Here is a 20,932-nt window from a genome sequence, read left to right as displayed (position 1 = left end):
CTGGTGAATCCAAGCTCTGTGATTCCACTATTCCAGTCAGGCGCGGACGATGCTCAGGATCTCGGTTACGAGTGCGTCTACTTCATCCTGCGAACGCGCCTCGACGTTGAGTCGCAGCAGCGGTTCGGTATTGGAGGCGCGCAGGTTGAACCACGCGCCGTCGGCCAGCTGCACGGTCACGCCGTCCAGCCGATCGACCGATTTCGCCCGCTTGCCGAACGCCTCGAGTACGGCCAGGGTCCGCTCCTGCGCATCCGCCACCGTCGAATTGATCTCCCCGGAGGCCGCGTACGTCGCGTAGGCGGAGGCCAGTTCCGACATCGGCCGGTCCTTCTCGCCCAGCGCGGCCAGCACGTGCAGGGCCGCGAGCATGCCGGAGTCGGCGCCCCAGAAGTCGCGGAAGTAGTAGTGCGCCGAGTGCTCGCCGCCGAAGATCGCGCCGGTGGCCGCCATCTGCTGCTTGATGAACGAGTGGCCGACCCGGGTCCGCACCGGGGTGCCGCCGAGCTCGGTCACCAGCTCCGGCACCGCCCGGGAGGTGATCAGGTTGTGGATGACGGTCGCGCCCGGTTCCTTGGTCAGCTCGCGCTCGGCCACCAGGCCGGTGATGGCCGACGGCGAGACCGGGTCGCCCTTCTCGTCCACCACGAAGCAGCGGTCGGCGTCGCCGTCGAAGGCCAGGCCGAGGTCGGCGCCGGTCTTGCGGACGTGGTCCTGCAGATCCACCAGGTTCTTCGGATCCAGCGGATTGGCTTCGTGATTGGGGAAGCTGCCGTCGAGTTCGAAGAACAGCGGCTCGACCGTGTACTGCGGCAGCGTGCCCAGCACGGCGGGCACCGTGTAACCGCCCATGCCGTTGCCGGCGTCCACCGCGATGCGCAGCGGACGCGAACCGCTCAGGTCGACCAGCTTGTGCAGGAAGTCGGCGTAGGCCGAGAGCAGGTCCTCCCGGGTCTCGGTGCCGCGCGGCCCGTCGAAGGCCGGGACGCCCGCGACGACCTCCTCGGTGATGGTGGCCAGCCCGGTGTCCTGACCGACCGGCAGCGCCTTGGCGCGGCACAGCTTGATGCCGTTGTACTTGGCGGGATTGTGGCTGGCGGTGAACATGGCCCCGGGGCAGTCCAGGTGGCCGGAGGCGAAGTAGAGCTCGTCGGTGGAGGCCAGGCCGATGTGCACCACATCGAGTCCCTGGGCGAGCACGCCGTCGGCGAAGGCGGCGGCCAATTCCGGTGAGGAGTCGCGCATATCGTGACCGATGACGATGCGCCGGGCGCCCTCGCCGCGCATCAGCCGGGCGAAGGAACCGGCAACGTCCCGGACGAAGTCCGCGTCGATCTGTTCGCCGACAACTCCGCGAACGTCGTATGCCTTGATGACTGCTTGAACGGACTCGGCGGACCGGGCGACTGTCATGCGCACCACCCTAGTAGCTGACCGTGACAATGAGAGACTTCCCCCGACCCTTGCCAACCGGACAACTGATTTCGTGAGGCGCGGGTAATTCGCCGGGTACGTCCAAAATTGCCGGCGCCACCCGACCGCTGGCACGGAATGTCAATGGATCACGGCTCATAGCCGCCCGCTTAGGTCTCGGAGAGCCGGTCCGGCGGGTCCGGCAGGACGCGTAGATGGCCGCGTCTGCCGGTGCGACCCGTGCGGGTCGGGCGCTGCGGGGCGGGAGCGTAGTCGGTGTAGCCGCGCGGATCGGGTTCCGGTGTGCGGCGGCGCAATCCGGCCTCGCGGACGGCTTCGGCGAGCGCGGTGAGATCGTCGTCGTCCGGGGTCGAGGAGGAAAACCCGCCCTCGTGGCGGACCAACTCCCATCCCTTGGGCGCGGTGATCCGGGAAGCATGCGTTTCACACAGGTCCCAGGAGTGTGGCTCCGCCACCGTGACCAGCGGACCCACGACTGCCATCGAGTCGGAGTACACATAGGTCAGCGTCGCGACGGCCGGGTTCTTGCAGCCTGGACGGCAGCAACGACGCATGGGGATCACGCCAAGCAGGGTAACCCCCCTCACGCCCTCGTGGACACAGACACGCTCAATGAAGCCCGTCTCACTCGCGCCACGAGGGCCTCGGGTAGCTGTGCGCTTTCGTGCCGCGGGCGCGTCGCGACGGCCCCCGGAACGCGGTCGCCGGGTCTCCGGAATGCCGTCGCGGCGGGCCGCCGCACCGGCCGGGCGGCCCGGCGAGGCGGGTGCTCACACCCGCCCGGGGTAAGGGTTAGATTCAAGGTATGACCCGTTCACGTAAGAGGCGACCGCCCACCGCGCGGTCGGTCATCCGCCGCGGGCGGGGTGTGCGCGGGCCGATGCTGCCACCGACCGTGCCCGCCCGGCGCACCCGGGGCCAGGAGTTCGACCGTCTGGTGCTGGAGGCCTTCGCGCCGCTGGAGACCCGCTGGCACGAGCAGCTCACCAAGCTCGACATCGCCGTCGACGACGTGCCGAAAATCCGTCCGCTGCACCCGGATTCGGTCACCTGGCCGGAAGAGGTGGTGGCCGACGGCCCGGTGCCCCTGTCCCGCCTGATCCCGGCCGGTGTGGACCGCTACGGCATGGCCACCCGCGCCCGCGTCGTGTTGTTCCGCAAACCGTTGGAGCTCCGTGCCGGGGACCCCGACGACCTGGTCGACCTGCTGCGCGAGGTCCTCGTGCAACAGATCGCGACCTATCTCGGGGTCGAACCGGACATCATCGATCCCGATCCGGAGTAGTTGATCCCGGGCCGGATCGGCCCGGAATTGCTCTCGGCTACAACAGATTTCGCGGCAGCGCCGCGGTCAGCTGATGCCCCGCTTCAGGCGGCGGCGCTCCCGCTCGGAGAGTCCGCCCCAGATGCCGAAGCGCTCGTCGTTGGCCAGGGCGTATTCGAGGCACTCGTCGCGGACCTCGCAGCCCATGCAGATGCGCTTGGCCTCGCGGGTGGAGCCGCCCTTCTCCGGGAAGAACGCCTCCGGGTCGGTCTGGGCGCACAGCGCCCGTTCCTGCCACTGTTCGGCCTCGGTCATCATGCGACCGCCGCGCGAGAAAGTGTCGTACATATCCTCGGCACCGGTGACGATCAGGCTCAGCCGCGGCGGTTCGGGCTGGTAGGCGGCTCGCGCCCACTGTCCGCCCCCCGGTCGCGCAGTCGTCATCGGTTCACCCCCCTCGTATCCGTTCCGATCGTCGGCGCAGAAGTCAGGTGCTGCGCCAGTCGTGGAATCGGTTTGCGATACACCGCCCGGAATGCCCGACGGGGCCAGCTCTTCGGCCATCGCTCCGCCTCCTCACTGTGTGTTAGCGCAGAATGATTAATCCGCCGGAGCCGATCCCACCGACGGCCCAACACCGCGGCGTAGTCCCGCGGCCATCCCCGAGCTTGGCATCACTCCGGTGCGAACGCCTGTTCGAAAACCCGTCCGCGCCTTGCACTCTCACGCGGACCCGGAATGACATGCCTGTGATTAGACACGCCGGGAGCGGCGATGGTCAAGCTGCCGAAGCGATTCCGTTACCATCTGCGACCCCGTCGGGAGGCGTTCCCGCAGTTCAAATAGCAAATTCACAGCAAATGAGCTGCGGGACGACATTCCGCTTCGAACGCATAGGCTGTGCGGATGTGACTCGAGAACAAGCGGACACCGCGCCCGGCACCGGCCTGCGGATCGCCGTCCTGGTCGGCGGAGTCGGCGGCGCGCGGTTCCTGACGGGGGTGCGCGAACTGCTGCCCGGCGCCGACACCACGGCTATCGTCAATGTCGGCGACGACGTGTGGATGCACGGGCTGCGCATCTGTCCTGACCTGGACACCTGCATGTACACCCTGGGTGGCGGCATCGACCCCGAACGGGGCTGGGGGCACGCGAACGAGACCTGGAGCGCCAAGGAGGAGCTGGCGAAATACAAGGCTCAGCCCGATTGGTTCGGGCTGGGCGACCGGGATATCGCCACGCATCTCATTCGCACCGAAATGCTGCGTCAGGGATACCCGCTCTCGGCGGTCACCGAGGCGCTCTGCAATCGGTGGCAACCGGGTGTGAAACTGCTTCCGGCAACCGACGACCGATGCGAAACACATGTCGTAATCGGTGACCCGGAGAACCCTGGCGAACGCCGCGCGATCCATTTCCAGGAGTGGTGGGTTCGGTACCGGGCGAACGTAGAGACCCATGGATTCGTGACTATTGGGGCAGATGCTGCGAAACCAGCCCCGGGTGTGATCGAAATCATAGATTCAGCGGATGTGATCCTGCTCGCTCCGTCGAACCCGGTTGTGAGCGTGGGCGCCATCCTCTCGGTTCCCGGCATTCGGGGCGCACTGCGGACCACGGATGCCAAGGTGATCGGACTGTCCCCGGTGATCGGCGGAAAACCGTTGCGCGGCATGGCCGATGAGTGCCTGTCGGTGATCGGCGTCGAAACCTCCGCCGAGGCCGTCGGCAACTATTACGGCGCGCGCTCGGGTACCGGCATTCTCGACGGCTGGCTCGTGCACACCGGCGACACCGCCGACATTCCGGGCGTCGAAGTCCGGAGCGTGCCACTGCTCATGACCGACCCGGCCGCGACCGCCGAGATGGTTCGCGAAGCCCTCGACATCGCGGGAGTCAAACCGTGACAACGGATTCCATCCAAGCGCTGGGCGATCACGCGTCCGGCGGCGAACTGCGCATCCTGCCCATTCCGGGCCTGCCGGAATTCCGCCCGGGCGACGATGTCGCCGAAGCCATCGCGGCACGGGCGCCCTGGCTCCAGGACGGTGACGTGCTGGTGGTGACCAGCAAGATCGTCGCCAAGGCCGAGGGCCGCATCGTGACTGTGCCCAGCGACCCCGAGGAACGCGACGCCGCGCGCCGGCAACTGGTGCTCGACGAGTCGGTGCGGGTGCTGGCGCGCAAGAACCGCACCCTCATCACCGAGAACCGGCTCGGCATCGTGCAGGCCGCCTCCGGAGTCGACGGCTCCAATGTGGAACAGGGCGAACTGGTCCTGCTGCCGGAGGATCCGGACGCCAGCGCCAAGGCGCTGCGCACCGCGCTGGCCGACCGCCTGGGCGTGCAGGTGGCCGTGGTCATCACCGACACCATGGGCCGGGCCTGGCGCAACGGCCAGATCGACGCCGCCATCGGGTCGGCGGGCATCCGGGTGCTGCACGACTACGACGGCGCGGTCGACGGGCAGGGCAACGAACTGCATGTCACCCTGGTCGCGGTGGCCGACGAGCTGGCCGCGGCCGCGGACCTGGTGAAGGGCAAGCTGGGCGGGGTCCCGGTCGCGGTGGTGCGCGGGCTCGACTACACCGACGACGGATCCACCGCCGGGGATCTGCTCCGGCGCGGCGAGGACGATCTGTTCTGGCTGGGCACCGAGGAATCCGTCGAGCTCGGCCGCAAACAGGCGGTGCCGCTGCGGCGTTCGGTGCGCCGGTTCGCGGAGACGCCGGTGCCGCCGGAGCTCATTCGCGAGGCCGTCGCCGCCGGGCTCACCGCGCCCGCGCCGCACCACACCCGTCCGGTCCGCTTCGTCTGGGTCCGCAAGCGTGGCCTGCGCGAGCAGCTGCTCGAGGCCATGGCCGAGCAGTGGCGCACCGACCTGACCGGTGACGGCCGCACCCCGGAGAGCGTGGAGAAGCGGGTCGCGCGCGGCCGCATCCTCTTCGACGCCCCCGAGATGATCATCCCGTTCTGCGTGCCCGACGGCGCGCACGACTATCCGGACGAGCGCCGCCGCGCCGCCGAGCAGACCATGTTCACCGTCGCGGTGGGCGCGGCCGTGCAGGGCCTGCTGGTCTCGCTGGCGGTGCGGGGCGTGGGCAGCTGCTGGATCGGGTCGACCATCTTCGCGCCCGAGGTCACCCGCGACGTGCTGGGTCTGGGGGCGGACTGGAATCCGCTGGGCGCCATCGCCATCGGGTACCCGCTCGACGAGATCGCCCCACGCGAGGCGCGCGAGCCCGGCCTCGGGCTGGTCGAACTGTGAGCGCGGAGTCGCTCCACAAATCGGCGACCGAGTTGCTGGAGACCTGGTCTCCGGCAACGGGTCCGGAGTGCTCCATCCGGGAGGCCATGCTGGCCTTCCTGGGTTCCGCGCCGCGCGGCTGCCTGCGCGAGCACGCGCCCGGGCACATCACCGCCTCGGCCATCGTGTTCTCCCATGACGAGCGCGAGGTGCTGCTGACCCTGCACCCGCGGGTGGGCCGCTGGATCCAATTGGGCGGGCACTGTGAGGAATCCGACGATTCGGTCGCGGCGGCCGCCTTCCGTGAGGCGACCGAGGAGTCCGGCATCGACGGGCTGGTGCTCGAGCCCGGCCTCTACGGCGCGCAGGCGCACCCCATCACCTGCTCGCTGGGCGTGCCGACCCGGCACCTGGACCTGCTGTTCAAGATCAAGGCACCGGAAGGCGCTGTGCCGGTGCGCAGTTCGGAGTCGACCGACCTGCGCTGGTGGCCGGTGGACGGGCTGCCCGCCGATTCCGACGTGCTGGTGCGCTGACACCCGGCCGTGCTGTCGTGTTGTGCGGTACACGGGGTTCCGGATGCCGGAATCCCCGTGTTACTGTCCGCTACGTACACGTTCTCAGGGCGGGGTGGAATTCCCCACCGGCGGTAATGGCATCCGGGCCGATCCGGAGTGCACGAGCCCGCGAGCGCCACAGTGTCTCTCATCGGCAGTGTGGGTCGAGCAGATTCCGGTGTGATCCCGGAGCCGACGGTCACAGTCCGGATGAAAGAGAACGCGGCACCGGCACGTCCGCACCGCTGGACGGGCCTGTTCGCGTCTTGCCCTGGGTGACATCGCGAACAGGAGGAATCCCCATGTCACCCACTTCCACTCGCATCGCCCTCGTCGCCGCGCGCTGGCACAGCGACATCGTCGACAAGGCCGTCGCATCCTGCCGGGCCGGGCTGCTCGAGCGCGGCTACTCCGAGGTCGACGTGATCGAGGTGCCCGGTGCGTTCGAAATCCCGCTGCAGGTCAAGCGTTTGGCCACCCGCGGCTCCTACGCCGCGGTCGCGGGCTGCGCGCTCGTCGTGGACGGCGGCATCTACCGGCACGACTTCGTGGCTTCGACGGTCGTCGACGCGCTCATGCGGGTGCAGCTCGAGACCGATGTGCCGGTGTTCTCGGCCGTGCTGACCCCGCACCACTTCCACGAGCACGGCGAGCACCTGGCCTATTTCGCGCGGCATTTCGAGGTGAAGGGCGCGGAGCTGGCCAATGCCATCGCCGCCACCCTGGCCCTGGACGCGGTCGGCGCCTAGACAACGCGGTCGGCGTCTGGACACAAGGGAAACCCTGCCCGCACGAGCCGGAGGCGGCTGGTCGTGCGGGCAGGGTGCGGGTTCCGCCGGCGCGTACGGGGGGAGAACGCGCCGACGGTCCGGGTTCGGCCTGGGGGTTGGGTTCAGGCCGGAACCAGGTCTTTCTCTTGCGGGCCCGGTGCTTCCGGGGCGGCGGGGGCCGGGTGGTCCTCCACCATGGCCTGCTCGTCGAAGGGGATCTCGCGATCCAGCACCGCGCGGACGCGGGCCGGGTCGATGGTCTTGGTCCAGGTGCCGATCAGCAGCGTGGCGACCGCATTGCCCGAGAAGTTGGTCAGCGCACGGGCTTCCGACATGAACCGGTCGATGCCGACGATCAGGCCGACGCCGTCCAGTAGTTCCGGGCGATGGCTCTGCAGGCCGCCGGCCAGCGTGGCCAGGCCCGCGCCGGTGACACCCGCCGCGCCCTTGGAGGCCACGATCATGAACAGCAGCAGGCCGATCTGCTCGTGCCAGGACAGCGGCTTGCCCATGGCGTCGGCCACGAACAGGGTGGCCATGGTCAGGTAGATGGCGGTGCCGTCCAGATTGAACGAATACCCGGTCGGGACAACCACACCCACGGTGGTGCGGTCCACGCCGACGTGCTCCATCTTGGCGATGAGCCGCGGCAGCGCCGACTCCGAGGACGAGGTGGCGAAGATCAGCAGGTACTCCCGCGCCAGGTAGCGCACCAGCTTGAAGATGGAGTTCCCGGCCACCAGCCGCAGCAGCAGGCCCAGCACGCCGAAGATGAACACGACGCACGTGAGATAGAAGGCCACCATCAGCAGCGCCAGCTGCTTGACCGCGTCGAGTCCGGTGCGCGCCACCACATTCGCCATGGCGCCGAACGCGCCGATCGGGGCCAGCCACAGGATCATGGTGAGAATCCGGAACACCAGCTTCTGCACCGACGCGACCCCGCGCAGGATCGGCTCGCCCGCGGTGCCCATGGCCTGGATGCCGAAGCCCACCAGCAGCGCCACGAACAGCGCCTGCAGCACCTTGCCCGAGGTGAGCGACGACAGCAGGGTGGTCGGCACGATGTCTTCGAGGAACTGCCAGGTGCCGCCCGCCGCCTTGGCGTCGGTGGCGTACTTGGTGATCTCCTTCGCGTGGGCGGCCACGTTCAGCCCCGAACCCGGGTGCAGCAGATTGCCGACCAGCAGGCCGATGGCCAGCGCCACCGTGGACATGATCAGGAAGTAGCCGATGGCCAGGCCGCCGACCTTGCCGACCTTGGCGGCCGCCCGCACCGAGCCGATGCCGAGCACGATGGTGCAGAAGATGACCGGGGCGATCATCATCTTGATGAGGTTCACGAAGATCGTGCCGAGCTCGCCGACGCTCTTGCCGACGCCCGGGGCCAGCCAGCCGACCAGGACGCCCGCGACGACGGCCACGATGACGGCCAGATAGAGCCAGTGGGTACGGTCTCGGCGCTGCCGGGTTGTCGTGTCGCTCATCTCGCTGGTGCCTCCGGGTCAGTGCCCGCATGACGTTTGCTCCACGCGGGTGTTCGGAGAGAATCATGATCCGGAGAGTGACGCGGGTCACTGTTTCGTAAATTATGTTCATGAAGTACCCGGAGGAATCGTGAGAGGTCGAAGAACCCGGGCCCGCCGTACGCTGGCCGGGCAGGTGTTCGTGGTGCAGGTGCTGGTACTGGCGGTGGTGATCACCGCCGCGTCGATGCTGGCGTTCCTGCAGACCCGCCGGGTGCAGGACGACGCCACCCGTGCGGAGGTCGTCGATACCTCGATCGCGGTGGCGCAGTCGCCCTCGACGCTGGCCGGGGTGCGGAGCCCGAATCCGACCGCCGCACTGCAGCCGGTGACCGAGGCCATCCGCAAGGCGACGGGTATGGACTTCATCGTGGTGATGGCCCCGGATCGGACCCGCTACACCCACACCGAGACCGACCGGATCGGAAAACCCTTCAGCGGCAACATCGATCGCGCCCTGGCGGGGGAGACCTTCACCGAGACCTTCACCGGCACGCTGGGCCCGTCGATTCGCGCGGTCACCCCGGTGCGCGATGCCGACGGCCGCATCGTCGCGCTGGTGTCGGCGGGCGTCACCCGCACCCACATCGGCGAACAGGTGCGCGCCCAGCTGCCGCTCATCCTGGCCGCCGCGGCGGGGGGCCTGGCGCTGGCCATGATGAGTTCGCTGTTGTTGCGGCGCAGGCTGTTACGGCAGACGCACGGCCTCGGGCCCGCCGAGCTGCGGGCCATGTACGAGCATCACGACGCGGTGCTGCACTCGATCCACGAGGGCCTGCTGGTGTTCGACAGATCCGATGAGCGCGCCGAGGTGGTCAACGATCAGGCGCGGCTGCTGCTCGATCTGCCGGACGGGCCGATCACGCGCGCGGATCTGCCGGTGTCGTTGCAGCGCTTGGGAACCGGCGTGGTCCGTGACGAGATGCACGTGACCCCGGACCGGGTGCTGGTCGTCAACCAGGACGTGGTGGAGCACGCGGGGCGCCGCATCGGCACCGTGCTCACCCTGCGCGACCACACCGAATTGCGGGATGTACTGGGCGAATTGGATTCGGTGCGCGGCTTCGCCGAATCGCTGCGCGCCCAGGCGCACGAGGCCGCCAACCGGCTGCACACCGTGGTCACCATGGTGGAGCTGGGCCGCCCGCGCGAAGCGGTGAACTTCGCGACCGCGGAACTCGAACTGTCCCAGGCCCTCATCGACCGGCTCGCCGGTGCGGTGGCCGAACCCGCGGTGGTGGCGCTGCTGCTGGGCAAGGTGGAGCAGGCCGCCGAGAACGGGGTGGAGCTGACCGTCACCGGTGACACGCTGCTCGACAGCACCGACCCGCTGACGCCGCACGAGATGGTCACACTGCTGGGCAATCTCATCGACAACGCCCTGGACGCGGTCGGGCACGACGAGGACGCGTGGGTGGAGGTGACGGTGCGGCGGGACGGGCCGGAGCTGTACGTGCGGGTGGCCGACAGCGGCCCGGGCATGTCGGAGGAGTTGTTCACCCGCGCCACCGAACGCGGCTATTCCACCAAGACCGACCACCACGGACTGGGCCTGGCGCTGGTACGCCGGTTGGTCGCCAGGCACGCCGGCGAGTTGCGGGCCCGGCGGGAACCGGAATCCGCGGTGATCGTGAGGTTTCCGAGATGAACGCCGCGCCGGCATCGGCGATCCGCGTGCTGATCGTCGAGGACGAGCCGAAAATCGCTGCGGCACATCGCTCTTACGTGGAGCGGGTGCCGGGTTTCACGGTGGTCGCGGTGGCGCACACCGGTCGCGACGCCATCTCGATCGCGAAAAGGTCACAATCTTCCGGCGTTCCCATCGATCTGGTGTTGATGGATATCGGGTTGCCGGATATGAGCGGGCTCGCTGTCGCCGCGGCGTTGGCGGGACTGCGGCCGCGGCCGGACGTCATCGCCGTCACCTCGGCGCGCGATCTGGCCATGGTGCGCTCGGCCGTTTCGCACGGCGTGGTGCTGTATCTGTTGAAGCCCTTCACCTTTGCGGCCTTTCGCGAGAAGCTGGACCGCTACGTCGAATACCGGGCGGCGCTGCCGGCCGGGGAGACGGCGGTGTCGCAGCAGGACATCGATCGCGCCTTCGGTGTGCTGCGCACTCCGGATCAGCGACCCACCTCGCCGAAAGGCATTGCGCCGCAGACGATGGACGAGGTGTCGCGGGCGGTGCGGGCCGCGCCGGACGGGCTCTCCGCGGGTGAGGCGGGGCGCGCGGTGGGGGTGTCCCGGGTGACGGCGTGGCGGTATCTGGAGCGGATGGCCGAAGACGGCTTGGTGGAACGGCGAACCGACTACGGTCGGACCGGGCGCCCGCAGGTTCGATATGTGTGGTTTCGCTGAGCCCGGTTTCGCTCCTGGTTTGCGCTCGAGGCCCAGTTGCGGGAACCACGCGGTCGGTTGCGGCGGAACCGACTGCTCATGATGTAACGGTGGCCACCTTTCGGTCCGGCCGGGTGCTGTAACAGGAACTAGGTTTCAAGATATGTAGCTGCGAAGTTCTTCGAGGTATTGATTAGCGGGGCAAACGTGCAAATGGTCGGCAAACGGTTGGGTTCGCCGGATCCGAAACGACACCTGTGGGTGCTGGGGTTGATCGCGCCCGGGTGTGCGTTACTGCCCTCGCAGCTGGTGTTGCACACCAAGCTGGAGGTGTTCTGGTGGATCGGACCGATCATCATTCTGATCGCCATTCCGATCCTGGACTGGGTCGTCGGGGAAGACGGCACCAATCCGCGCGACGAGGATTACGAATTACTCTCCAATGACCGGTACTACCGGTGGTGCACCTATATGTTCCTGCCGATCCAGGTGGTCGGCCTGATCATCGCCGCCTACATGTGGGCCGGCGACGATCTGTCCGTCGTCGACAAGCTCGGGCTGGCGGCCACTCTCGGGTTCGTCAGCGGCATCGGCATCAACGCGGCCCACGAACTCGGTCACCGGGTCGAGCGATTGGAGCGCTGGCTGTCGAAAATGGCGCTGGCACAGTCGGCCTACGGGCACTTCTTCGTCGAGCACAACAAGGGCCACCATGCCCGCGTCGCGACGCCCGACGATCCGGCCAGCGCCCGCATGGGTGAGTCACTGTGGGAGTTCCTGCCCCGCAGCGTGATCGGTGGCTTCCGGTCGGCAATCCATCTCGAAGGAGAGCGGCTGCGGCGCAAGGGACACCGCTGGTTCAGTGTCCACAACCACATCCTGCAGGCCTGGGCGATGACCATCGTGCTGTTCGGCGGGTTGCTGGCGGTCTACGGCTGGCGGGTGCTGCCGTATCTGCTGCTGCAGGCGGTGATCGGCGCGGGCCTGCTCGAAACCGTCAACTACGTCGAGCATTACGGCCTACTGCGACGCAAGCGGCCCAATGGCAACTGGGCCCGCTGCTCGCCGAGCGACAGCTGGAACAGTGACCGCCTGGTCACCAATATCTTCATGTTCCACCTGCAGCGGCACAGCGACCACCATGCCAATCCGGGACGGCGGTACCAGACACTGCGCACCTCCGAGGAGGCACCGCAGCTTCCAGCGGGCTACGCCACCATGATCCTGCTGGCATTGTTCCCGCCGCTGTGGCGCCACGTCATGGATCCGCGCCTGCTCGCCCACTACTCGGGCGACGTGAGCCGGGCCAATATCCAACCCCGTAAGCGGGAGCGCATCCTCGCCGAGTACGAGTACCAAGCCGCCGCGTAGGGTTTGGGAGAACCAGCCGACCAGGAGAGGCAGATGACGACCGCTGTGTCCAGCAAAATGACGCCTGACGTCCGCAATGGGATCGACTACAAGGTGGCGGACCTGTCACTGGCCGAGTTCGGCCGCAAAGAGATTCGCCTGGCCGAGCACGAGATGCCGGGCCTGATGGCGCTGCGTCGCGAATACCACGACGTGCAGCCGCTCGAGGGCGCCCGCATCTCCGGCTCGCTGCACATGACGGTGCAGACCGCGGTGCTGATCGAGACCCTGGTCGCCCTCGGCGCCGAGGTCCGCTGGGCCTCCTGCAACATCTTCTCCACCCAGGACCACGCGGCCGCCGCGGTCGTGGTCGGCCCGCACGGCACCGTCGACGAGCCCAAGGGCACTCCCGTCTTCGCCTGGAAGGGCGAGACTCTGGAGGAGTACTGGTGGGCCGCCGATCAGATGCTGACCTGGCCGGGCGAGCCCGCCAACATGATCCTCGACGACGGTGGTGACGCCACCATGCTCGTGCTGCGCGGCGCGCAGTTCGAGAAGGCCGGCGTGGTCCCGCCCGAGGACGACACCCACTCCTCCGAATACAAGGTCTTCCTGAACCTGCTGCGCGCCAGCATCGAGACCGACAAGGGCAAGTGGGGCAGGATCGCCGAGAGCGTGCAGGGTGTCACCGAGGAGACCACCACCGGTGTGCTGCGGCTGTACCAGTTCGCGGCCGCGGGTGAGCTGGTGTTCCCGGCGATCAACGTGAACGACTCGGTCACCAAGTCGAAGTTCGACAACAAGTACGGCACCCGTCACTCCCTCATCGACGGCATCAACCGCGGCACCGACGTGCTGATCGGTGGCAAGAAGGTCCTGATCTGCGGCTACGGCGATGTCGGCAAGGGCTGTGCGGAGTCGATGGCCGGGCAGGGCGCGCGCGTGCAGGTCACCGAGATCGACCCGATCAACGCGCTGCAGGCGCTGATGGACGGCTTCGACGTCGTCACCGTGGAACAGGCCATCGGTGAGGCCGACATCGTCATCACCTCCACGGGCAACAAGGACATCATCCTGCTCGACCACATGAAGGCGATGAAGGACCAGGCCATCCTGGGCAACATCGGCCACTTCGACAACGAGATCGATATGGCCGCCCTGGAACGCTCGGGCGCGGACCGGCTCAACATCAAGCCCCAGGTCGACCTGTGGACGTTCAAGGAGTCGGGCAAGTCGATCATCGTGCTCTCCGAGGGCCGCCTGCTGAACCTGGGCAACGCCACCGGGCACCCGTCGTTCGTGATGTCGAACAGCTTCTCCAACCAGGTCATCGCGCAGATCGAGCTGTGGACCAAGCCCGACGAGTACGACAACGAGGTCTACCGCCTGCCCAAGCACCTCGACGAGAAGGTCGCCCGCATCCACGTGGAGGCGCTCGGCGGCACGCTGACCAAGCTCACCAAGGACCAGGCCGAATACATCGGCGTGGACGTGGAGGGCCCGTACAAGCCGGACCACTACCGCTACTGAGCGGAAACCGCCTGTAGCGCATGAAGATTCGGCCGGTCACCCGAGAGGGTGACCGGCCGGATCTCGTTGGTGCCGTGCGTCCGCTACTTGAGGCAGACGTCGATCAGGGGGACCCACTTGCCGCCCTGGATGGTGCAGATGGCGGCGCTGAGGAGTTCACTGGCGCTGGAGCCGGTGCCGGCGACATTGCTGGAGCCGGAGTTGCTCGACAGGGAGGACGCCGAGCCGGAGTCGGCCACGGGGGCGGCCTGGTCGGCGGTGGCGGGTTCGAGGGTGACGGGGGCGGCGGTGGCGGTACCGGCCGTGGAAAGAGCGGCGGCGGTGATCGCTACGGCGGCCAGGGCGACACGCGGACCGTGGTGTGCGAGATGGGACTTCATCAGAGTTGCGCTCCTTGCAGGGGGAGTGTTGCCCGGGACCCTACAAGAGTTGAAGGGCGCGCGTTTCGGATTTGCGTGGCTTATTTGCGGAAGGACCTCGGGAGGGGGTAGCCCTTCTCCTGCATGACGTCGCGCGCGCGGTTCGGATAGTCGGTGATCAGGCCGTCCACGCCGTGGTCTAGCGCCAGTCCGATGGTGGCCTTGTCGTTCACGGTCCAGGGGATCACCCGGATGCCGAAACCGTGCGCTTCGCGGACGTACTCGGCGGTCGTGGTGAGCTTGAAGTACTTGTCGCCGACCTTCGCGTCGATGTTCCAGGGGTCGACGTAGGCGGGGGATGAGATGTCCGCGCCCAGGGCCTTGATCGCGTCCAGCGGGTCCCCGGCGTGCTCCTCGTACCGAATCGGGCCCAGCCACGGGCTGTTCGGCGCGAAGGTGGTCTCGTCGTACAGCGCGACCGTGGGGATGTTCGCGTTCTGGGCCTTCACCAGCGGCAGACTGCTCCAGTCGAAGCTCTGGATCTCGACCTTGCCGATGGCCCCGGCCTGTTCGACGGCGCCCAGAATGACGTCGACGAATTCCCTGGGGGTGGCGGACTGTTCGGGGTGGGCGGCCTCGATTTTGGTCTCCACGTTGTAGCGCACGGTGCCGAACGCGCCCGGGTGGCTCTTCACCAGATCGAACAGTTCCGGCAGCGTCGCGATCCTGTTGCCCGGAAGCTCCTGTGCCGCTGGGAATTCCGCGAGCTTCCTGCCGCAGTCGAGGGTGTGGACCTGGTCGTAGGTCAGGTCGTGGACCAGCTTGCCGACGTAGGGGAACCGCGGATCGCCGGCGAAGGCCGGGGCGGTGTCGGCGCACTTCTCGGCCTGGATGACCGGGTCGTGCCAGATGAGCGGCTTCCTGTCGGCGGTGAGCACGATGTCGAGTTCCAGGGTGGTGACGCCCAGTTCGATGGCCTTGGCGAAGCCGGGCAGCGACTCCTCGATGGTCATGCCGCGGCCGCCGCGGTGGGCCTGCAGATCGAAGGGGCGGAGTGGATCGGCCACGGCGGCCGGGTTCGTGCCGCTGGAGTTGCTGCCGCAGGCCGTCGGCCCGATAGCAGCAATCGCTACCACGAGGATCGCAAAAGCTCTCTTGAACTGCGTTGACCTCACGTGCCCAGCAGCCATTGCCGGACTATAGCAATCGAATGGCTACAAAAATCTGGGTCTTTCGAACAAACGGGATCCCGCCGGGGCGGACCGCGGCCGATTCGGTACTCTCGCGGCATGGGTGCACTGGTTCCGGTGGAAGGGCTCGACGGCGCGGGCAAACGCACGCTCACCGACGTCGTTGTCACCGTCCTGCGCGCCCGCGGGCTGCGGGTCGCCACCCTGGCCTTCCCGCGCTACGGCGTCTCCGTGCATGCCGACCTCGCCGCCGAGGCGCTGCGCGGCGGTCATGGAGATACCGCTCGGTCTGTGAATGCCATGGCGCTGCTGTTCGCGCTCGACCGCGCCGACGCGCGCGACGAGCTCTCGAAACTGCTGGCGGACAACGACATCGTGCTACTGGACCGCTATGTCGCCTCCAATGCCGCGTACTCCGCGGCCCGCCTGGAACAGGACGCGCACGGCGAAATCGTGGCCTGGATCGAGCAATTGGAGTTCGAGCGCTTCGGATTGCCCGCTCCGGATGTCCAGATTCTGCTGGATGTTCCGGTCGATGTGGCCGAGGAACGCGCGCGCCTGCGCGGCGAAGCCGATGCCGCACGGGCTTTGGACGCTTACGAGAAAGACGGGGGACTGCAGCGCCGCACCGGTACTGTCTACCGTGAGCTGGCCGAAATCAACTGGCACGGACCGTGGTGGGTGCATCGGACCGGTGACGATCCGGCAACACTGGCTGCGCGCCTCGCGGAAATTATTGCTGGATAGGGTTGGATGTGCGCCGACAGGTCACGAGTGTTGGCGTGGCGGCCGAATCAGAGCCGGAGAGGTGACAAACTAGACGTTATGAAGCCGAAGATTCTGGTCGTCGACGACGATATGGCTCTCGCGGAGATGCTCACGATCGTCTTGCGGGGTGAGGGTTTCGACCCCCACGTCGTCGGAGACGGCACGCAGGCGCTGACCGCGGTCCGGGAGCTGCGTCCGGATCTCGTGTTGCTGGATCTCATGCTGCCCGGCATGAACGGCATCGACGTGTGCCGGGTGCTGCGAGCCGATTCGGGAGTGCCCATCGTGATGCTGACGGCGAAGACCGACACGGTCGACGTCGTCCTGGGTTTGGAAAGTGGCGCGGACGACTACATCGTCAAGCCGTTCAAGCCGAAGGAACTCGTGGCCCGGGTGCGGGCCCGCCTGCGCCGCACCGAGGAGGAGCCGCAGGAGCTGCTGTCCATCGCCGACATCGTCATCGATGTGCCCGCGCACAAGGTGACTCGCGGCGGGGCGCAGATCTCGCTGACTCCACTGGAGTTCGATCTGCTGGTGGCGCTGGCCCGCAAGCCGCGCCAGGTGTTCACCCGTGAGGTGCTGCTGGAACAGGTCTGGGGCTATCGGCACGCCGCCGACACCCGCCTGGTCAACGTGCACGTCCAGCGGTTGCGCGCCAAGGTGGAGAAGGATCCGGAGAACCCCGAGATCGTGCTGACCGTCCGAGGTGTGGGCTACAAGGCCGGACCGCCGTGATCGCTGGCTCCAGAAACCGCGTTCAGCGGTGGCTGGCGGTAGCGGTGGCCTGGTTCCGCAATCTGGGCGAGCAACTGGGCCATGTCTGGCGGCGTTCGCTGCAGTTGCGTGTTGTCGTGTCCACGCTCACCCTGTCGCTGATCGTCATCACGATTCTGGGCGTCGTGCTCACGAGTCAGATCACCGACCGGTTGTTGGACGCGAAGATCAACGCGGCCGTCGAGGAAATGGGTCGCGCCCGCAACACCGTTCAGAATCAACTGACCGGTGTGCACGATTCGGGTACTCAGCAGAGTCGCCTGGACGACGCCCGCCGCGCGCTGTTCAGCAGCGCCGGCGGGACCCAGACCGGCGGCGCCGCAGGCAGTTACGAGGCGGCCCTGGCCATGACGGGCGACAGCGGGCAGGAGATCACCTCGGGCGCCATCCAGGAGATCCCCGCCGAGCTACGCCAATTCGTCAAGCAGCGGCAGGTCTCCTATCAGTTCGCCACGGTCTCCAGCCCGGACGGGTACAAGGGCTCGGCGCTGATCATCGGCAGCCCCTCGGCCGATATCGACTCGCTGGAGATCTATCTGATCTTCCCGCTCACCAATGAGCAACGAAGTCTGTCGCTCATGCGCGGCACCATGCTCATCGGTGGCATCGTGCTGCTGGCCGCCATCACGGCGCTGGTGACGCGACAGGTGGTGCTGCCCATCAGATCCGCGGCGCGGATCGCGAGTCGGTTCGCCGACGGACGGCTCAAGGAGCGCATGCTGGTGCGCGGTGAGGACGACATGGCGCGGCTCGCCATGTCGTTCAACGAGATGGCCGAGAGCCTGTCCAACCAGATCACCCAACTCGAGGAGTTCGGAAATCTGCAGCGCCGCTTCACCTCCGACGTCAGCCACGAACTGCGCACGCCATTGACCACGGTGCGCATGGCGGCCGACCTCATCCACGGATCCAGCGACGACCTGGACCCGGCGCTGGCGCGCTCGGCCGAACTGCTCGTCAACGAACTCGACCGCTTCGAGGGACTGCTCAACGACCTGCTCGAGATCAGCCGCCACGACGCGGGTGTGGCCGAGCTGCAGGTGGAATCGCTGGACGTGCGCATGTGCGCGCGGGCCGCGGTCTCCACGGTGCGGCACCTGGCCAAGGAGTCCGGCGTCGAACTCGTGGTGGACATGCCCGAGGAACCGCTGGTGGCCGAGGTGGATCCGCGCCGCGTCGAACGCGTGCTGCGCAACCTGCTCGCCAATGCCATCGACCACAGCGAGGGCAAGCCAGTGCTCATGCGCATGCGCGGCGACGTGGACGCCAATGCCGTCGCCATCGTGGTGCGCGACCAGGGCGTGGGCCTGCGGCCGGGCGAGGAGAAGCTGGTGTTCAATCGCTTCTGGCGCTCGGACCCCTCACGCATGCGCCGCTCCGGCGGCACCGGCCTCGGCCTCTCCATCAGCGTCGAGGATGCCAACCTGCACGAGGGCAAGCTCGAGGCGTGGGGCGAGATCGGTGTGGGCGCGAGCTTCCGGCTCACCCTGCCACTGGTCCGCGGCCGCAAGCTCGGCACCAGCCCACTCTCGTTGGAGCCGCCCAAGATTCGCGGCGCGGTCTCGCCCGAGCAGCTGGCCCTGGACATCGCGGGCTCGGACGCCGGCCCGGCGGCCATCACCTCCGTCGCGGAGGTGCTCGAATCCGCGCCCGGCGCAGTGGAACCGGGCACCACGGGCCCGGACGACGTCGGGGCAGAACCCGGCCCCGAAGCGCCGACCGGGGAAACCGGGGACGAGGAACCGGGATTCGAGGCCATCGCCCCGGAATTCCCCTCCACCACCGGGACTGGTGACGGAACCACCGCCGGGCCCGAGAACGGCACTGCCGCTGGGTCCGAGAACGGCACCGCCGCTGGGTCCGAGAACGGCACCGCCGCTGGGTCCGAGAACGGCGCCGCCGACGAGGCCTCCGCCAACGGGGAAAACCATGCCGCCGACAATGATTCCACCGGTTCCGGCGGAACCGGTTCCGGCCGTGACAACTCCGGCGGCTCGGTGCCGGCCGCCCAGGGGGACGGCCAAACATGAGGAGGCCGTCCGCGGGCCTGCGCCGGGCCCTGGTGGTGCTCGGCTGCCTGCTCAGTGTCAGCGCGTGCGCGAGCCTGCCGGACTCCTCGGCACCGCAGGCGCTGGGCAGCCTGGACCACCAGCCCACCAGCGCCTCGCCGCTGCCGCCCGTCGCCGGGCGGGAACCCGAACAGCTGCTGCTGGACTTCATGGCCGCCACGGCCGATCCGTCCGACCGGCATCAGGCGGCCCGGCAGTTCCTCTCGCCCGCGGCGAATGCGCAGTGGGACGACGCGGCGTCCACCAGCATCGTGGACTCGCAGCCCAATACGCTGCGGGAGTCCCGCAACGGCGACTCCGCCACCTACGTGATCCGGGCGCGCAAGATCGGCGAGCTGGCGTCCGACGGCTCCTACCGGCCCGGTGACGGGACCCTGGAGACCAAGGTCGACATGGAGAAGATCGACGGCGAGTGGCGGATCAAGGATCTGCCGCCCGGCGTGATCGTCGAACAGGCCGCCTTCGCCAAGTCCTACCACCGGTATTCGCTGTTCTTCCCGAACCTGCCCGGGCAGGCCATGGTGCCCGACCTGCGCTGGATCTCCGCCCGCAAGGACCAGCTGGCGCAGCGGCTGCTCGGCCTGCTCGCCCAGGGACCCCAGTCCGCGCTCGCGCCCGCCGTGCGCAACCCCATGGGCGCGCCGGTCACCCTGCGCGGGCCGATCACCAGGGCCAATGGCGATGTCGACAATGTCGGCGTCGGCGGCGGCGGGCTGAGCGTCGACTTCTCCGGCGCCACCGCCCTCGACCCGCCCACCCGCGACGTGATGGCCGCCCAGATCGTGCTCACCCTCTCCGGCGCCGACGTGCTCGGCCCCTACCTGCTCAACGCCGACGGCAAGCCGCTCGACGACAGGTACGCCGGCGGCTGGCAACGCGGCGACGTGGATGCCCGCAGCCCCGACACCATCGCCCGCAACCGGGCCGGCATGCACGCCGTGCGCGATGGGTCGCTGGTGGCGATCACCGACAGCGGAATCACCGCTGCCCCGGGCTTCTTCGGCGCCACCCACACCCTGCAGTCGGTGGGACTGTCGCCGGACGGGCAGCTGGTCGCCGCCGTCGCCAAGTCCGGCCGCCCGGACCCCGAGCCCGAGCGCACGCTGATCATCGGAACCTATGACGGCCAGGGCTTCCCGGTCGCCACCGGCGGCACCTTCACCCGGCCCACCTGGCCCGCCGACGGCAGCTCGGCCTGGTCGGTGGTGGACGGCGACCGGGTGATCCGGGCCGTGCACGACCGCACCACCGGCAATGTCTCGGTGCAGGACGTCGACATCGCGGAACTGACCGCGGCGGCGGCCAATTCGACCTCGCCGCGCGCGCCCATCACCGAGCTGCGCATCTCGCCGTCCGGGGCGCGGGCGGCCCTCATCGCCAACGGCAAGGTTTACGTGGCGGTGGTGGTGCCGCAGCCGAACGGGAAGTTCTCGCTGTCCTCGCCGTTGCCGCTGGCCATCGGACTGAGCACGCCCGCGGTATCCATCGACTGGCTCAGCGACGAGAAGGTCGTGGTGGGTCGCGACGGCAATGTGGACCCGGTGGCCGGGGTGCTGGTGGACGGCTCCGAGTTCCGCGCCCAGACCTCCCAGAACCTCACCCCGCCGGTGCGCGTGCTGAGCGCCTCGCCGGACCAGGAGTACGTGGCCGACTCCCGCGCGGTGCTGGAGCTGACCCGCAATCCCGAAGGGCGCGAGGACTACTGGCGCGAAGTTCCGGGTCTGGGGGCCAACGCGGTTCCGGTGCTGCCCGGCTAG

18 protein-coding genes, 1 pseudogene and 1 riboswitch are annotated in these 20,932 nt (G+C 68.2%); of the genes and pseudogenes, 13 read left to right on the top strand and 6 right to left on the bottom strand.

All coding sequences use genetic code 11. The features are described from left to right. Positions 1-36: 36 nt before the first annotated feature. Both ACFXHE_RS04235 and ACFXHE_RS04230 read right to left on the bottom strand, forming a co-directional pair. Complete coding sequence (locus ACFXHE_RS04235) at positions 37-1,413, bottom strand: phosphomannomutase/phosphoglucomutase (protein WP_379379605.1); 1,377 nt, start codon at positions 1,411-1,413, stop codon at positions 37-39. Positions 1,414-1,583: 170 nt separating this feature from the next. Further along, positions 1,584-1,988, bottom strand: a complete 405-nt coding sequence (locus ACFXHE_RS04230) for a DUF3499 domain-containing protein (protein WP_379380395.1) — start codon at positions 1,986-1,988, stop codon at positions 1,584-1,586. 251 nt (positions 1,989-2,239) lie between these two features. On the opposite strand from ACFXHE_RS04230, the gene ACFXHE_RS04225 reads away from it, so the two are divergent. Then, entirely contained in the window at positions 2,240-2,719 is a 480-nt protein-coding gene (locus tag ACFXHE_RS04225) for a metallopeptidase family protein (protein ID WP_354833925.1), read from the top strand. A 66-nt stretch (positions 2,720-2,785) separates the two neighbouring features. Here ACFXHE_RS04225 and ACFXHE_RS04220 read toward each other — a convergent pair whose 3' ends face one another. Then, complete coding sequence (locus ACFXHE_RS04220; RefSeq protein ID WP_354834123.1) at positions 2,786-3,046, bottom strand: WhiB family transcriptional regulator; 261 nt, start codon at positions 3,044-3,046, stop codon at positions 2,786-2,788. Positions 3,047-3,645: 599 nt separating this feature from the next. Here ACFXHE_RS04220 and cofD point away from each other — a divergent pair. The 4 genes from cofD (at position 3,646) to ACFXHE_RS04200 (ending at position 7,251) form a co-directional block, all read left to right on the top strand. Next, on the top strand, positions 3,646-4,605 hold the full coding sequence (gene cofD / locus ACFXHE_RS04215; RefSeq protein WP_379380393.1) for a 2-phospho-L-lactate transferase: 960 nt from the start codon (positions 3,646-3,648) through the stop codon (positions 4,603-4,605). Beyond that, complete coding sequence (locus tag ACFXHE_RS04210; protein WP_379379603.1) at positions 4,602-5,966, top strand: coenzyme F420-0:L-glutamate ligase; 1,365 nt, start codon at positions 4,602-4,604, stop codon at positions 5,964-5,966. Before cofD ends, ACFXHE_RS04210 begins: the two co-directional genes overlap by 4 nt. Beyond that, positions 5,963-6,481 (top strand): NUDIX hydrolase, encoded by a 519-nt coding sequence (locus ACFXHE_RS04205; protein ID WP_379379601.1) that lies wholly within the window; start codon positions 5,963-5,965, stop codon positions 6,479-6,481. Before ACFXHE_RS04210 ends, ACFXHE_RS04205 begins: the two co-directional genes overlap by 4 nt. Positions 6,482-6,557: 76 nt before the next feature. Further along, positions 6,558-6,728: riboswitch (FMN riboswitch) on the top strand. 76 nt (positions 6,729-6,804) lie between these two features. Beyond that, the gene (locus ACFXHE_RS04200) at positions 6,805-7,251 is read left to right on the top strand and encodes a 6,7-dimethyl-8-ribityllumazine synthase (RefSeq protein ID WP_379379599.1); all 447 of its coding nucleotides are present in this window, start codon (positions 6,805-6,807) and stop codon (positions 7,249-7,251) included. Between the two features lie 143 nt (positions 7,252-7,394). Here ACFXHE_RS04200 and ACFXHE_RS04195 read toward each other — a convergent pair whose 3' ends face one another. Next, positions 7,395-8,759: a cation:dicarboxylate symporter family transporter gene (locus ACFXHE_RS04195; RefSeq protein WP_379379597.1), complete on the bottom strand. Its 1,365-nt coding sequence runs from the start codon at positions 8,757-8,759 to the stop codon at positions 7,395-7,397. 226 nt (positions 8,760-8,985) lie between these two features. Here ACFXHE_RS04195 and ACFXHE_RS04190 point away from each other — a divergent pair, with 226 nt between their 5' ends. The 4 genes from ACFXHE_RS04190 to ahcY all read left to right on the top strand — a co-directional run bounded on the left by ACFXHE_RS04190 (position 8,986) and on the right by ahcY (position 14,015). Further along, positions 8,986-10,446: an ATP-binding protein gene (locus ACFXHE_RS04190; RefSeq protein WP_379380391.1), complete on the top strand. Its 1,461-nt coding sequence runs from the start codon at positions 8,986-8,988 to the stop codon at positions 10,444-10,446. Further along, positions 10,443-11,156: a response regulator gene (locus ACFXHE_RS04185; RefSeq protein ID WP_379379595.1), complete on the top strand. Its 714-nt coding sequence runs from the start codon at positions 10,443-10,445 to the stop codon at positions 11,154-11,156. The genes ACFXHE_RS04190 and ACFXHE_RS04185 overlap by 4 nt, the downstream gene beginning before the upstream one ends. Before the next feature lie 192 nt (positions 11,157-11,348). Continuing rightward, a complete protein-coding gene (locus tag ACFXHE_RS04180) occupies positions 11,349-12,506 on the top strand; it encodes an alkane 1-monooxygenase (protein WP_379379593.1) in 1,158 nt (385 codons plus the stop codon). Positions 12,507-12,539: 33 nt separating this feature from the next. After that, a complete protein-coding gene (gene ahcY, locus ACFXHE_RS04175; RefSeq protein WP_379379591.1) occupies positions 12,540-14,015 on the top strand; it encodes an adenosylhomocysteinase in 1,476 nt (491 codons plus the stop codon). Between the two features lie 83 nt (positions 14,016-14,098). On the opposite strand, the gene ACFXHE_RS04170 is transcribed toward ahcY, so the two are convergent. Next, positions 14,099-14,395 (bottom strand): hypothetical protein, encoded by a 297-nt coding sequence (locus ACFXHE_RS04170; RefSeq protein ID WP_379379589.1) that lies wholly within the window; start codon positions 14,393-14,395, stop codon positions 14,099-14,101. Between the two features lie 80 nt (positions 14,396-14,475). Then, on the bottom strand, positions 14,476-15,564 hold the full coding sequence (locus tag ACFXHE_RS04165) for a glycerophosphodiester phosphodiesterase (RefSeq protein WP_379379587.1): 1,089 nt from the start codon (positions 15,562-15,564) through the stop codon (positions 14,476-14,478). A 99-nt stretch (positions 15,565-15,663) separates the two neighbouring features. Between ACFXHE_RS04165 and ACFXHE_RS04160 the strand changes: the two genes are divergently transcribed. The 4 genes and pseudogenes from ACFXHE_RS04160 to lpqB all read left to right on the top strand — a co-directional run bounded on the left by ACFXHE_RS04160 (position 15,664) and on the right by lpqB (position 20,932). Further along, a complete protein-coding gene (locus ACFXHE_RS04160; protein ID WP_379379585.1) occupies positions 15,664-16,311 on the top strand; it encodes a dTMP kinase in 648 nt (215 codons plus the stop codon). 78 nt (positions 16,312-16,389) lie between these two features. Further along, positions 16,390-17,067, top strand: coding sequence for an MtrAB system response regulator MtrA (mtrA, locus tag ACFXHE_RS04155; RefSeq protein ID WP_033090495.1), 678 nt, complete (start codon positions 16,390-16,392; stop codon positions 17,065-17,067). After that, positions 17,064-18,722: pseudogene (gene mtrB / locus ACFXHE_RS04150) on the top strand (MtrAB system histidine kinase MtrB); the annotation flags it as partial. The gene mtrA and the pseudogene mtrB, both read left to right, overlap by 4 nt. Positions 18,723-19,132: 410 nt before the next feature. Further along, positions 19,133-20,932 (top strand): MtrAB system accessory lipoprotein LpqB, encoded by a 1,800-nt coding sequence (gene lpqB, locus ACFXHE_RS04145; protein WP_379379583.1) that lies wholly within the window; start codon positions 19,133-19,135, stop codon positions 20,930-20,932.

Source organism: Nocardia sp. NPDC059229, assembly GCF_042754165.1.
In the GTDB taxonomy this organism is placed as follows: Bacteria; Actinomycetota; Actinomycetes; order Mycobacteriales; family Mycobacteriaceae; genus Nocardia.
The sequence above is the reverse complement of the archived record's forward strand: the minus strand, read 5'-3'. Positions and strand labels throughout refer to the sequence as shown.

Excerpts from the sequence above, each read along its gene's own strand:
- ACFXHE_RS04235 (WP_379379605.1), bottom strand. The coding sequence starts at position 1,413 with ATGACAGTCGCCCGGTCCGCCGAGTCCGTTCAAGCAGTCATCAAGGCA.
- ACFXHE_RS04230 (WP_379380395.1), bottom strand. The coding sequence starts at position 1,988 with ATGCGTCGTTGCTGCCGTCCAGGCTGCAAGAACCCGGCCGTCGCGACG.
- ACFXHE_RS04225 (WP_354833925.1), top strand. The coding sequence starts at position 2,240 with ATGACCCGTTCACGTAAGAGGCGACCGCCCACCGCGCGGTCGGTCATC.
- ACFXHE_RS04220 (WP_354834123.1), bottom strand. The coding sequence starts at position 3,046 with ATGTACGACACTTTCTCGCGCGGCGGTCGCATGATGACCGAGGCCGAA.
- ACFXHE_RS04200 (WP_379379599.1), top strand. The coding sequence starts at position 6,805 with ATGTCACCCACTTCCACTCGCATCGCCCTCGTCGCCGCGCGCTGGCAC.
- ACFXHE_RS04195 (WP_379379597.1), bottom strand. The coding sequence starts at position 8,759 with ATGAGCGACACGACAACCCGGCAGCGCCGAGACCGTACCCACTGGCTC.
- ACFXHE_RS04190 (WP_379380391.1), top strand. The coding sequence starts at position 8,986 with ATGCTGGCGTTCCTGCAGACCCGCCGGGTGCAGGACGACGCCACCCGT.
- ACFXHE_RS04185 (WP_379379595.1), top strand. The coding sequence starts at position 10,443 with ATGAACGCCGCGCCGGCATCGGCGATCCGCGTGCTGATCGTCGAGGAC.
- ACFXHE_RS04180 (WP_379379593.1), top strand. The coding sequence starts at position 11,349 with ATGGTCGGCAAACGGTTGGGTTCGCCGGATCCGAAACGACACCTGTGG.
- ahcY (WP_379379591.1), top strand. The coding sequence starts at position 12,540 with ATGACGACCGCTGTGTCCAGCAAAATGACGCCTGACGTCCGCAATGGG.
- ACFXHE_RS04170 (WP_379379589.1), bottom strand. The coding sequence starts at position 14,395 with ATGAAGTCCCATCTCGCACACCACGGTCCGCGTGTCGCCCTGGCCGCC.
- ACFXHE_RS04165 (WP_379379587.1), bottom strand. The coding sequence starts at position 15,564 with ATGGCTGCTGGGCACGTGAGGTCAACGCAGTTCAAGAGAGCTTTTGCG.
- ACFXHE_RS04160 (WP_379379585.1), top strand. The coding sequence starts at position 15,664 with ATGGGTGCACTGGTTCCGGTGGAAGGGCTCGACGGCGCGGGCAAACGC.
- mtrA (WP_033090495.1), top strand. The coding sequence starts at position 16,390 with ATGAAGCCGAAGATTCTGGTCGTCGACGACGATATGGCTCTCGCGGAG.
- lpqB (WP_379379583.1), top strand. The coding sequence starts at position 19,133 with ATGAGGAGGCCGTCCGCGGGCCTGCGCCGGGCCCTGGTGGTGCTCGGC.